At 43.8% G+C, this 13,260-nt stretch carries 10 protein-coding genes; 4 read left to right on the top strand and 6 right to left on the bottom strand.

The annotated features are described in order from the left end of the window. Positions 1 to 46: 46 nt before the first annotated feature. The 3 genes from meaB to lpdA all read left to right on the top strand — a co-directional run bounded on the left by meaB (position 47) and on the right by lpdA (position 3,840). The gene (meaB, locus tag W7W_RS0115620) at positions 47 to 1,162 is read left to right on the top strand and encodes a methylmalonyl Co-A mutase-associated GTPase MeaB (protein WP_010664633.1); all 1,116 of its coding nucleotides are present in this window, start codon (positions 47 to 49) and stop codon (positions 1,160 to 1,162) included. A gap of 10 nt (positions 1,163 to 1,172) precedes the next feature. Further along, the gene (locus W7W_RS0115615) at positions 1,173 to 2,273 is read left to right on the top strand and encodes a TlpA disulfide reductase family protein (protein ID WP_025006812.1); all 1,101 of its coding nucleotides are present in this window, start codon (positions 1,173 to 1,175) and stop codon (positions 2,271 to 2,273) included. Positions 2,274 to 2,448: 175 nt separating this feature from the next. Beyond that, positions 2,449 to 3,840, top strand: a complete 1,392-nt coding sequence (gene lpdA, locus W7W_RS0115610) for a dihydrolipoyl dehydrogenase (RefSeq protein ID WP_010664631.1) — start codon at positions 2,449 to 2,451, stop codon at positions 3,838 to 3,840. A 94-nt stretch (positions 3,841 to 3,934) separates the two neighbouring features. Here lpdA and aroA read toward each other — a convergent pair whose 3' ends face one another. Further along, positions 3,935 to 5,170 (bottom strand): 3-phosphoshikimate 1-carboxyvinyltransferase, encoded by a 1,236-nt coding sequence (gene aroA / locus W7W_RS0115605; RefSeq protein ID WP_010664630.1) that lies wholly within the window; start codon positions 5,168 to 5,170, stop codon positions 3,935 to 3,937. A 218-nt stretch (positions 5,171 to 5,388) separates the two neighbouring features. Then, the gene (locus W7W_RS0115600) at positions 5,389 to 6,444 is read right to left on the bottom strand and encodes a 3-dehydroquinate synthase (RefSeq protein ID WP_010664629.1); all 1,056 of its coding nucleotides are present in this window, start codon (positions 6,442 to 6,444) and stop codon (positions 5,389 to 5,391) included. A gap of 428 nt (positions 6,445 to 6,872) precedes the next feature. Between W7W_RS0115600 and W7W_RS0115595 the strand changes: the two genes are divergently transcribed. After that, positions 6,873 to 7,331 (top strand): hypothetical protein, encoded by a 459-nt coding sequence (locus W7W_RS0115595; RefSeq protein WP_010664628.1) that lies wholly within the window; start codon positions 6,873 to 6,875, stop codon positions 7,329 to 7,331. Between the two features lie 203 nt (positions 7,332 to 7,534). On the opposite strand, the gene W7W_RS0115590 is transcribed toward W7W_RS0115595, so the two are convergent. From W7W_RS0115590 to uvrA, 4 genes are all read right to left on the bottom strand, one after another. Continuing rightward, positions 7,535 to 7,879, bottom strand: a complete 345-nt coding sequence (locus W7W_RS0115590) for a TM2 domain-containing protein (protein ID WP_010664627.1) — start codon at positions 7,877 to 7,879, stop codon at positions 7,535 to 7,537. A gap of 6 nt (positions 7,880 to 7,885) precedes the next feature. Then, a complete protein-coding gene (locus tag W7W_RS0115585) occupies positions 7,886 to 8,185 on the bottom strand; it encodes a DUF2752 domain-containing protein (RefSeq protein ID WP_010664626.1) in 300 nt (99 codons plus the stop codon). Between the two features lie 327 nt (positions 8,186 to 8,512). Continuing rightward, a complete protein-coding gene (locus tag W7W_RS0115580; RefSeq protein WP_010664625.1) occupies positions 8,513 to 10,180 on the bottom strand; it encodes a nucleoside kinase in 1,668 nt (555 codons plus the stop codon). 74 nt (positions 10,181 to 10,254) lie between these two features. Next, complete coding sequence (gene uvrA, locus W7W_RS0115575) at positions 10,255 to 13,113, bottom strand: excinuclease ABC subunit UvrA (protein WP_010664624.1); 2,859 nt, start codon at positions 13,111 to 13,113, stop codon at positions 10,255 to 10,257. Between the last annotated feature and the right edge of the window lie 147 nt (positions 13,114 to 13,260).

The following is a 13,260-nucleotide window of genomic DNA, read 5'->3' as shown; positions in this document are numbered from 1 at the left end:
TATCGCAATCGGCGGGAAAAGCGGAAGGGTGAAAAAATATTGGAGAATGGATGTTTGGGACAGACACAAACATGTGGAAAATGATCCAGCCTATAAAGGGTTGAATGTAAACAAAGGCGTGGAGAGCCTGCCCTCAGTGAACCCTGAAGCTGCGAAACGGTTTCTGGGACGGAAGCGATCTAAATTGACTGTTGATCAGTATGTGGAAGGTATTCTGAAAGGGAATGTAACCATACTGAGCCGGGCTGTAACGATGATTGAGAGCAGTAAACCGGAACACCAGGAGGTAGCTCAGCAAATTATTGAGAAATGTGTGCCCTATGCCGGTAAATCTGTAAGGCTTGGTATTACCGGTGTGCCTGGTGCCGGAAAGAGTACTTTTATTGAGGCGCTGGGGATGCACATCCTGAAACGTGGCGGGAAGCTTGCGGTGTTGGCCATAGACCCTAGTAGTGAGCGTTCTCGCGGAAGTATTCTGGGGGATAAAACCCGTATGGAAAAGTTGTCTGCCGAAAAAAATGCTTACATTCGCCCCTCACCTTCAGCTGGTTCTTTGGGGGGGGTAGCCCGCAAAACCAGAGAGACGATAATTCTCTGTGAAGCAGCCGGATTTGATACCATTTTTATAGAGACAGTGGGAGTGGGGCAGTCGGAAACGGCCGTGCATTCAATGGTAGATTTCTTTTTGCTTCTGATGCTTGCCGGTGCCGGTGATGAATTGCAGGGGATAAAAAGAGGAATAATGGAGATGGCCGATGCCATTGCGATTAACAAGGCAGACGGACAAAATATCCAGAAGGCCAAAATGGCCCGGACGGAATACAAAAATGCCTTACATCTGTTCCCCCCCACACAATCAGGATGGACACCCAGAGTGGAAATCTGCTCATCTCTTTTTGATGAAGGAGTGGAAGATGTTTGGGAGATGATTCTGGAATATGTAAATATGACCCGGGAGAACGGTTATTTTAGCAATAATCGCCGGGAACAATCGAAATACTGGATGTTTGAAAGTATCAACGAACAGTTGAAGAATAATTTTTATCATCATCCGGAAATAAAAGGTGAGCTGAAAAAATATGAACAAAAGGTGTTGAATGCGGAAACCAGTTCATTTATTGCAGCTCGTGACTTATTGAATAAATACTTTGATAAACTATAATGATTATTTTATGAGAAAGATTGGTTTTTTATTATTGACTGGCCTTGTGGTTTTGGCATCTTGTGGCAAAACTGACCAATATAAGGTAAGTGGAACAGTAGAGGGTGTAACCGAAGGACAGGCCGTGTTGCAGAAAATTGAAGCACAGGGACCTGCAGCCATCGACACCGCTGAAATTATAGACGGTACTTTTACTTTTACAGGTTCTGTAGAACATCCTGAACTTCACTTGATTTATGTTGACGATAATCAGGTGCCTGTTGCATTCTTCCTGGAAAATGCGAATATCACCATTAATGCAGATGTTGAGAATATGCAGGATGCAGAGGTAACAGGATCTGATATCAACGCTAAATTTAAAGAGTTTAATGATGGTGTTCCTTCCAATGATCGAGCGCAAAGTCTTCAGCAGGAATTTATGGCTGCCCGCCAGAGTGGCGACCAGGAGAAAATGCAGGAACTGGCTGCTGAATATCAGGGAATTATGCAGGAGCAACAGCAGTATTACCACGACTTCGTAATGGCCAATACCGATAATGTGGTTGGTGCTTTTCTGGCTATGAATATGGCTGGTTCCATGGAGCTTAACGAACTTGAAGAATTGGTGACATCCTTGCAGGAAAGCAATGCCGGACATCCGTATGTGCTTGAACTGGAAAAAATGCTGGAACCTATGAAGAAGCAGAAGGCTGCTGAAACAACAATTCAGGCAGGAAATGCTGCTCCTGAATTTACATTGGCAGATATTGATGGAAACCAAGTGAGCCTTGCTGATTTTCAGGGAAAATATGTATTTCTGGATTTCTGGGCGTCATGGTGCAGTCCCTGTCGTAAAGAAAGTCCTAACATGGTTAAGGCTTATGAAGAGTTTGGCGGAGAGAACTTTGAAATTGTAGGTGTATCTCTCGATAAAACTGCCGAACCATGGCTGAAGGCTGTTGAAGAAGATAATATGACCTGGACGCTGCTTCACGATCCTCAGGGAGATGTGGCAAATACTTATGGTGTTCAGTCTATTCCATTTACTTTGCTCCTCGATAAAGAGGGAAATATTATTGAGAAAAACCTCAGAGGTGAGCAACTTCAAAATAAGTTAAAAGAACTTTTATAAGTCCGAGTCAAGACTTCTAAAAAAGAGCCGGTTTTCATTGCGAAGACCGGCTTACTTTTTTATAATATTGGCCTGTTTTCAACAAAGATTCAAATCGATTGTTTACTCTAAAATATCTACGATATTTGGATTTGAATCAATCACATTATTATATCAAATAAAGTAATACAAAATTATGAGTTACGATCTCGTTGTTATAGGAAGTGGCCCGGGTGGCTATGTGGCTGCTATCAGGGCTTCCCAACTTGGTATGAAAGTAGGCGTTGTGGAAAAGGCCGAACTGGGCGGTGTTTGCCTGAATTGGGGCTGTATTCCCACCAAGTCGCTGTTGAAGAGTGCTCAGGTTTTTGAATATCTGAACCACGCCAAAGATTATGGTATCAACATCGATGGCAAAGCCTCTGCCGATTTTTCAGCCATGGTGAAACGAAGCCGTGAAGTGGCCGGTGGTATGAGCAATGGCATCCAGTTTCTGTTCAAAAAAAATAAAATTGAAGTGCTTCAGGGGACCGGAAAACTTACCAAAGACAAAAAAGTTGAGGTTACCAACAGCGATGGTAAAAAAGATACCATCGAGGCAAAACATGTTTTGTTGGCTACAGGTGCCCGCAGTCGTCAGCTGCCAAATCTTCCACAAGACGGAGAAAAAATTATTGGTTATCGCAAAGCATTGACGCTGGAGAAACAACCCGAATCGATGGTAGTGGTTGGTTCCGGAGCCATCGGTAGTGAATTTGCTTATTTCTATAACTCCATTGGAACAAAAGTTACCCTGGTGGAGTATCTCGACAATGTGGTGCCTTTGGAGGATGAAGAGGTCTCTAAACAGTTGGGGCGTTCATTTAAGAAAGCCGGCATTAAAGTGATGACCAGCAGTGAAGTTACCAACGTGGATGCTTCTGGTAAAAAGGTGAAAGTAACGGTGAAGACCAAGAAAGGTGAAGAAAGCATTGAGGCAGATATCGTTTTGTCTGCAGTTGGAATTGCTCCAAACATTGAAGATATAGGACTCGAGGATGCTGGTGTTGAGGTTGAAAAAGGGCGCGTGAAGGTTGATGAATATTACCGGACTACGGCCGAAGGTGTGTATGCCATCGGCGATATTGTCCCTGGACAGGCACTGGCGCATACTGCTTCTGCTGAAGGAATTATTTGTGTGGAGAAAATTGCCGGAAAAGATGTGGAACCTCTCAATTATGGCAATATTCCTGCTTGTACATATACAACGCCTGAAGTTGCTTCCGTGGGAATGACCGAAAAAGCCGCCAAAGAAGCCGGATATGAGCTTAAGGTTGGTAAATTCCCGTTCTCAGCAAGTGGTAAAGCCAGTGCTGCAGGACATAAGGAAGGGTTTGTGAAACTTATTTTTGATGCCAAATATGGTGAGCTGCTCGGGGCTCATATGATTGGTGCAAATGTTACCGAGATGATTGCCGAACTGGTCTCTGCCCGTAAGTTAGAAACTACCGGTCACGAAATCATCAAAACGGTTCATCCGCACCCGACCATGTCGGAGGCTGTGATGGAGGCTGCTGCTGCTGCCTACGATGAGGTTATTCATATTTAGGAATAGACAAACATTATAATAAAAATGGAAAGGCTGCCAACTGGCAGCCTTTTCATTCTTATTATGGTTGATGATTTCTGAATATACTAAGCTTTTACTCAATAATCTCCACGCCAAATCCTGCTTTCACTAAATCGTCCCAATACTCGGGGTAAGATTTAGTGACAACCTCCGGGTCTTCAATGAATATTTGATCGTTGGTAAGTGCTGCCGGGGCAAATGCCATGGCCATACGGTGGTCGTGGTAGGTGCTGATGGTTGCCTGTCCGGAAACTTCTTCTCGTTGGCCATCCCATTTCAAATCATCCACATCGTTGGTGGTAAAAACAAAGCCTAATTTACGGGCTTCGGCAATAAGTGCATTGATTCGGTCGGTCTCTTTTATTTTTAAGGTGTGGAGACCCTTTAGATGAAAAGGGATGTTGAGGCAGGCACAGGTTACGGCAAAGGTCTGGGCCAGATCAGGCTGATCTGTGAAGTCGTAACTAAAAAGCTTGGTTAGAGTACCCGATTTGGTAAGTTGAAGGCCTTTCTGCGAAAATTTATGTTTTACCCCCAATTGATCAAAGAGGTTGGCCACTTCTGCATCTCCCTGCAGGCTGTAACGGTCGAGTCCGCCCAATGTAATAGTGCTTTCGTTTTTGGAAAGAGCCACCATCTGAAACCAGTACGATGCTGCGCTCCAGTCTCCTTCTGCTTTGGTTTGCACCGGTTTTAACTGTTGTTCGGGAACAATGATTGTGTCATTGGTCCATGTGTGCTGTACCCCAAATTGCTCCATAAGTTTGAGGGTGAGGTTGATATACGGTCGGGAGGTTATTTCGCCAACAAGCTTCAGTGTGAGCCCGTCAGTTACTGTTGGTGCAATCATCAAAAGGGCTGAAATGTATTGGCTGCTGATGTTGCCGGGCAATTCCAGCGTTTTGCCTTGCAGTGAACTACCAAATATTTTCAGGGGCGGGTAACCTTCCTTTTCGGTGTATTCAATCCTGGCTCCAATCTCTTTTAACGCATCCACCAAGACTCTGATTGGTCTTTCTTTCATTCGTGCACTTCCGGTAATAACCCATTCACCTGCGATTCTGCTTAAAAAAGCGGTAAGAAACCGCATGGAGGTACCGGCAGCTCCCACATTGAACAGGTTGGCATTGGATGTTAGTGCTGTTGCCAGAGCTTTTGTGTCATCGCTGTCCGATAAGTTTTTTACCGGATAGGGGCTGTACGACAATGCGTTTAAGATTAACAGACGGTTGCTGATACTTTTTGATGAAGGCAATTCTATCCGAATGTCCTTGATTTCTTTTGGAGCTGTAACTTTAAGTTTTGCCATATTGTTTAGTAATTTCTGGAGACCGGTTATTGCGGATACACGGATGGTTTATTCTGAAATTCTTGATTTATTGATACTGTAAGTTAAGATCAATTTCATCTTTTACTCAAACGATTTAAAGTTTTGGTCTTTGGTAACAAAATGAAACAATCTGTTCTTTTTGATCGAATACAAATGATTTAAAAATATTTGCTGACCACAATCTAATAACTGTATTTTCAGTCAAATATCGCTGATTTGATCTCTTCCTTGCTGCAATGGATGTCAATGACAGGTGTTCCCACATTGCTCAGAAGTGTGAAGTTGATTCGGTCTCCCTTGTTTTTTTTGTCGTGTTGCATCAGGGAAAACAACTCTTCAAAATCATCGGGCGTGAAGTTGTGATTTCCATAAAGCTGATTGATATAATCTGCTGTGTTTTTAGCAATCTCACTTGGAAATTTTTCCTTGACAACGGCCAGTCTTAATTCCGGAATCAGTCCCCAGGCAACCGCAAATCCGTGAAGAGCCGGGCGCTTTTTTTTCATGGCCAGGCTTTCAAAAGCATGACCAATGGTGTGTCCCAGATTAAGCGCCTTACGAATGTTTTTTTCCAATGGGTCCGCTTCCACATAACGGTCCTTTACCATGACTGAATCTGCAACGAGTTCTGCCAGGAATTCTGTAGAAATATTGTCCGGCTCAGTAATTAATAACTTTTCAAGCGTTTCGGGAGCGTCGATGAGGGCATGTTTCAGCATTTCGGCATATCCCGAGAGCAAATTGTCTTTATCCAGTGTATTTAGAAACGGGGTGTGAATCAGAACCATTTCGGCAATGCGAAAAGCTCCGATTTCATTTTTAAAGCCGTTGAAATTAATACCGGTTTTTCCACCAACGGAAGCATCGACCATCGACAACAGTGTGGTGGGAAGATTAATGAATGGAATTCCCCGTTTGTAGGTTGCTGCAGCAAATCCGCCAAGGTCACAGGGCATTCCGCCACCCAGGTTGATAAGCAGGGAGTGCCGGGAGGCTCCACCATCAGACAGCATTTGCCAGACAGAAGCAAGCGCCTCGGTGTTTTTATGATAATCGCCGGCCGCGATGGTGATGGATTGATTGTTGGTGACTCCTTTAACCCCGTCTATTAGCGGGCGGCAAAGACGTTGAGTGTGCTCATCGGTCAGCAGGAACACCTTGTCAGGTGATATTTTGTTAATCAGTTCATTCAGGTCGGCTACCGGATCTTTGCTGATGGATACGGGAGCAGATTTAGACGGTAATGGTTGCATCTGTTTTCTTTAATTAGTGTTAGCCTATAAACTAAGCAAAATTTGTTTCTGGTCATGTGTTTGTCAAGAAAGTACCAGTTACAAGGCTTGCGAAGCCCGAAAATACGCAGTTTACTTGAGTAAATGAGGAATTTTCGGGCGAGCGTAACGCAGTAAATGGTACTTTATGGACAAACACTAATTAGGTAATTGCTGCAAAAATAAGCTTTTTTATTGAGTTCGAACTTTTATCTTTGCTTTGGGATTGTGCCGAAATAACCTGACACTTTAAACGTGTTCTTTTGCCCTTTAACTTCCTTGAAAATCCATTAAATAGCCCGCTAATTGCAGTATTTTCAAGTCGATAAAGAACAAAATAACTTTGTTAAAGCTGTCAATTTATTTCATTACAAACCCTTTATGTATGATTCGAAATAAAAGATGGTAAAATGATATCAAACCAAAAAGAATCCGCCCGGGCTCTTATGATTTTTTCCGGCATTTGGGCAGGGCTGGTCATTGTATTTGCATTGTCCTTTTTCGAGCTTTTCTATTCGCCCATGTGGTTGCGAATCGGATTGGCTGTAACAATCGGTTTAATTGCTCTGTTTTTCTATATCGGAGGTTATTGCTATGTGCGTGTAGAAGTGGAAAACAATGCAAACCTGATGGTGAAATACTATAACCTTTTTCCCGTAGGGAGAAAGTTTAAAGCTTTCAAGATTCCTCTTCAGAATTTTCATCATCATGAAATCCGTTTCGGTGCAGCCGGCATGGTATCCAAACTTGTCCTTTTTCAACGGATGCAGGGAGGAGTGGCCAAATATCCCCCGGTTGGATTGTCTGCAATGGGAAAAGCAGGAAGGGAGAAATTGAGTGCATTTCTTCGGAAGCTGGAAAAGAGATAGCTCCTGGTAAGGAAGAAGTTTAACCTATCTGAGATTCTGAGTCAATACTCTGAAAGTTTAGAGTATGATATATTTATGACAGAACTGGAAAACCCTTGAAGTCAGCCATTAATGATTTTGCTTCAAGGCTTCTCTGTTTCCCACTTCAATCATCCCCAAAAATCTACTGACTATTCTCTAATCGCTATTGACTATTTCCAACTTCACCGCATCATTTGCATGATTTCATAGGCCATTTTTTGGTTGTATTCGAATGTAAGGGTTCGATGGTTTACCAGATCCACAATGGTTCCGATAAAGCAAAGACCGGCGGTGAAAAGGTACAGGATTCCCATTCCTATCTGATTGAGCAGGAAACGGTGCACGCCTGAGATGCCGAGAAAGCCAATGAGTGCTGTAAGCAGTGTCATTTGAGGGTCCCGCCTCCGAGTACGGTAAACGAATAAGAAATCTTTAGCCTGTTGATCACTTTTTTCTTTGAGCAGATTGTCCAGAAAATAAGCTTCTTCCATATCTGCTTCGGGCATTAGTTTAAAAATACGTTCCATTGGTGTTCAGATTAGTTTTTGTGATAGATGAATGTCATGTCTCAATAAATTGATGCTTCTGACTAAGAGGATAATCAATGCGGGAATTCCGAGTGGATGGCAATGAAAAGAGGCTATAATATCACCTCTGAAAATCCACGAAATTGAATGTCCCAGTCCGCATCCCGGACAGAAGTTGAACCCCATATTTTTTAGCGGACAAAGGGACAAATGTCCGGAGCCTTCCGGATTGGTGAAGGCCAGCAGGATAATGGCCAGAATCCAGAAAAATGCTTCGAGGTGTTTCTTATGAAATTGATATTTCATGAATGAAGTAGGCTAAAAAAACCGGAATTTTCAATCTTCGTGAAATTACAAACTATTTAGGAATAAAGAAATAATTCAGTAAAATAATCTGCGAATGGTTTTCAACCCCTCTAATAGCTTTTAAGACACAGTTTATTGCGGATAGGACAGAACTGGTTCGTCCCCGCAGTGGGCAAATTTAAATAATCCCGGGTGCCAAACCCGGGGGTTAAACTTAACATGAATCAGGTCCCCGAATGGGTGCCAACCATCAATTTGTTAACTCATTGATTGATTTTTGAATTTTGCAAAAAATCATCAATGAGGGCGAAGCGAATAAGGGAGCAATCAATACGTAAAACTGCTACCACCCAAAAATTCCCTCAATATGGAGGTGGGCGGAATTTCCCTTGGTTGTATAGGTTTGAAATAACTGAAGAATTTCAGCAGACGACTGGCTTCTGAATATTCTTCCTGGTTGGGTTGAACTTCAAGAAGAATGGGTTCTGCATAAGGTTTCAGCACCGCCAGTTCGTAAAGCAGGGCGGAGTTGAACATCACATCTGCTTCTTCCTGATACGGAAAGATATGCTTGTCTTCGCCCCGGCGTACACTGTCCCAACGGGAGATGGTTTCCTGAGCCGAATAGTTGCGATAACGGTAATCACGAATGATTCTTCTTACCAGGCGATTGTCGGTCGTCGGTATTCTGCTTTGATTGTCGATGTTGATGTTGGTTAGGGCTGAAACGTAAACTTTAAACTTTTTGTCGTTTTCAATCAGGTGGGTTAATTTGGGGTTTAGTCCGTGAATCCCCTCAATGATAAGAATATTGTCTTTTCTCATCTTCAGTTTGTCGCCGTTGAAAATTCTTTTTCCGGATTCAAACGAAAATTTTGGTAATGACACCTCTTCTCCTGCCATCAAATCAAGCAATTGTTGATTAAAAAGGTCAATATCCAAAGCTTCCAGGGCTTCAAAATCATATTGGCCATTCTCATCCAGTGGTGTTTTCTCCCGGTCCACAAAGTAGTTGTCCAGGGAAAGGTTTAGCGGGCAGATTCCATTCACCAGCAACTGAATAGCCAGTCGCTTGCTGAATGTTGTTTTTCCACTAGATGAAGGGCCGCTGATCAGTACAATTCTGAGCTCATCTTTTCGGGAGGCTATCATGTCTGCAACCTGGGCAATTTTCTTCTCATGAAGTGCTTCACTCACTTTTATCAATCGTTCTGCTGCCCCGTTGTGAGCGGCATCGTTAAGGTCACTTATGTTTGTTACATTCAGCACCCGGTTCCAGTGACTGAACTCGCGGAAAATTTCAAACATTTTGTTTTGTTCCACCAACTCCTGTACCTCTTCAGGGTGCTGCTGGCTGGGCATTTGCAGAAGCATTCCGTTGTAATATTTGTTAAGGTCAAATACTTTGAGGTACCCTGTGGAGGGAACCATGAATCCGTAAAATTTCCCGATATGCTCGTTTAAACTGTAATAGGTTGAATAGTACTGACCTCGATGTTCCAGCAATTGCACTTTGTCGTGTAATCCTTTTTCTTTGAAAAGTGCAACGACATCATCGGTTTCATCCTTGAATTGTAAAAAGGGGATGTCTTCTTCCACCATCTCTCGCATTTGGCGGCCAATCTCGAAAATGTCATCAATGGATAATGGTTGTTTCAGTCCGTGGAGTTCACAATAAAATCCTTTACTGACAGAGTGATCTATTCGCAGTGTGGCTTCAGGAAAAACTTCTTTCGCCGCAGCTGTCAGCAGAAAGGAGAGGCTCCGAATGTACATCCTCATTCCGTCTTTATGGGTGATGTCAATGAACTCGATGGTTTTCGGATTGTATATTTCAAAGGACAATTCTCTCACCTGATTGTTTACCATTGCTCCGAGTATCGGGTATTTGGTGGATATCTTCTGATTTTCTGCAATTTCCTTGAGAGAGGTGCCGCGCAGGGTGTTGAAGGTTTTGTTATTATTGAGGCATTTAATGCGTACTGTTTTATCCATATCAGGTTTTGCTATAGGTTTCCTATTCTCAAATCTACAAATTCTATTGTTAAGTGTAACTGCTTTTTGACGGATTAAAGTCCCTCATCTTTCTTCAGAAATTGTCCGGTGAAACTTTTCTTGCATTGGGCTACCTTTTCGGGTGTGCCGCTGATGATGAGTTCGCCTCCACGGGCTCCACCTTCAGGACCGATGTCAATAATGTGGTCAGCAGTTTTTATCACATCCAGATTGTGTTCAATCACGATGACGGTATTCCCTCTGGATACCAGTTTGTTTAGCACATCGAGCAATACACGTATGTCTTCGAAATGTAAACCGGTAGTGGGTTCGTCAAGAATATATACTGTTTTTCCTGTATCTTTCTTTGCCAGTTCACTAGCCAGTTTAACCCGTTGTGATTCTCCACCAGATAAGGTTGTGGAAGGCTGGCCTAATTTGATGTATCCCAGGCCAACTTCCTGAAGCACTTTTAAACGTGGGGTAAGTTTTGGGATGTTTTCGAAGAATTCAACCGCCTGATTGATGGTCATATCCAAAACATCGCTGATGGATTTCCCTTTGTATCTTACCTCCAGGGTTTCTCGGTTGTACCGCTTCCCCCTGCAGTCGGGGCACTCTACCATAACATCAGGAAGAAAGTTCATCTCAATAACCTGAACGCCTCCTCCCTTACAGGTTTCACAGCGTCCTCCGGCCACATTGAAGGAGAACCTGCCTGGTTTGTAGGCTCTGATTTTAGCCTCAGGCAAACCGGCAAATAGTTTTCTGATGTCGTCAAACATTTTTGTGTAGGTGGCTGGGTTCGAGCGTGGTGTTCGTCCTAATGGCGCCTGATCCACATCAACTACTTTGTCCACAAATTCCAGCCCTTCCACTTTCTTGTAGGCAAGCGGATCTTTTACCGATTTGTAAATGTGCTGATTGAGAATGGGATAAAGTGTTTCGTTAATAAGGGTTGACTTTCCGCTGCCTGAAACGCCTGTCACACAGATGAAAGTTCCAAGCGGGAAGGAGACGGTCAGATTTTTCAGGTTGTTTCCTGTTGTTCCCTTGATGGTCAGAAGGTGGCCGTTGCCGGTTCTCCTTTCTTCAGGTATGGCAATCTCTTTTACCTTCTTGAGATAATCGGCAGTCAACGAGTTGGAGTTCAGTATCTCCATGGGAGTTCCCTGGGCCACCACTTCACCTCCATGACGACCGGCATGTGGCCCCATATCAATTACATAGTCGGCAGCCATCATCATATCTTTATCGTGCTCAACGACTAAAATGGAGTTTCCGGTATCTCTCAGCTGCTTTAGAGACTCGATAAGTCGGTGATTGTCGCGTTGGTGCAGGCCAATGCTGGGCTCATCCAGTATGTAAAGCACATTGACCAGTTGCGATCCGATTTGAGTGGCCAGCCGGATACGCTGACTTTCCCCGCCCGATAAGGTCATCGCGCTGCGGTTCAGGGCCAGGTACTCAAGTCCTACGTCGAGCATAAAACCGAGTCGTGACCGTATTTCTTTCAGGATTTCGGTGGCTATTGCCTGTTGTTTTTTGCTGAGGCGTCCTTCCAGCCCTTCGGTCCAACTGTAGAGTTCATTAAGATCCATTTTGCTGATTTCGGCAATGTTTTTTCCGTCAATCATAAAATGAAGGGCCTCTTTGTTAAGGCGTTGTCCGTTACAGGTCGGGCACACAGTATTCCGAATAAACTGATTGGCCCATTTCCGGGCTTTCTGTGAAGTGTCGTTCGATTGTTGATTGTGAATGTAACTGATTACACCGTCAAAACTCAGCGAGTAATTGGATGAAGTACCCAGCGGGGTGTTTTTCAGTTTTAATGGTTCTGTGGTTCCGTGAAGGATTTCATCCAGTGCTTCCTCCGGAATGTTTTTGATGGCACTCTTCAGTTTGAAGCCATGCCGTTCGGCAAGTGCTTCCAATTGCCAGAAAATCAGGTTGTTTTTATACCTTCCCAAGGGGACAATGCCTCCCGAGTAGATGGAAACCTTGTCGTCGGGGATGATTTTTTCGATGTCTATTTCATCCACAAAACCTAAACCTTTGCATTTGGGGCAGGCTCCCTGAGGTGAGTTGAACGAAAAGTTGTGCGGGGCCGGCTCATTGTAGGAGATTCCTGTGGTGGGACACATCAACTGACGACTGAAATATCGGGGTTGGTCGCTCTCTTTGTCCAGAACCATCATTATGTTTTTTCCCTGTTTCATCGCCAGGGCCACGGATTCTTCCAGTCGTTTCCTGTCCTTGTCAGAGACTTTAAGTTTGTCAATGACGACCTCTACAAAGTGGTTTTTGTAGCGGTCAAGCTTCATTCCGTGCTTTATTTCTCTGATTTCCCCGTCCACACGTACGTTGAGGAATCCTTTCTTGCGGATTTGCTCGAAAAGCTCTTTGTAATGACCTTTTCGGCCTTTTACCATTGGAGCTAAGATATACACTCCTTTCTCCTCAAACCTTGAAAGAATCAGATCAATAATCTGGCGATCGGTGTATTTTACCATTTTTTCGCCCGTTTCGTACGAGATGGCTTCGCCGGCACGTGCATAAAGAAGACGGAAAAAGTCGTAAATTTCAGTGGTTGTTCCCACGGTGGATCGTGGATTTTTGCCTGTGGTCTTTTGCTCTATGGATATGACAGGACTCAATCCCGTGATTTTGTCCACATCAGGACGTTCCATTCCTCCCAGAAACTGGCGGGCATAGGCCGAAAACGTCTCTATGTAACGGCGCTGGCCCTCGGCATAAATGGTGTCGAAGGCCAGTGAAGATTTACCGCTCCCGCTGAGGCCGGTAATGACTACCAGCTCATTTCGGGGGATGGTTATGTCGATGTTTTGAAGATTGTGTACACGGGCACCCAAAACTTCAATCTGCTCCAGGTCGCTCTCTATGGGTAATGTGTCGTTTATTGCTGTCTTCACGTTTCAATTTTTTGGAACTTACAAAGATAGCAAAAGAAAAATAGGGGAAAAAAGGATTTTTAACCTACCTTATACATAAAACAGGTACGATGTAAACAGGCTGAAAGCCTGAGAGCAACAGCCCAGAGTTTTGAGGTATTCCTCATG

This window comes from Marinilabilia salmonicolor JCM 21150 (genome assembly GCF_000259075.1).
Taxonomy (GTDB): domain Bacteria; phylum Bacteroidota; class Bacteroidia; order Bacteroidales; family Marinilabiliaceae; genus Marinilabilia; species Marinilabilia salmonicolor.
This window is presented reverse-complemented; position numbering and strand designations above follow the sequence as displayed.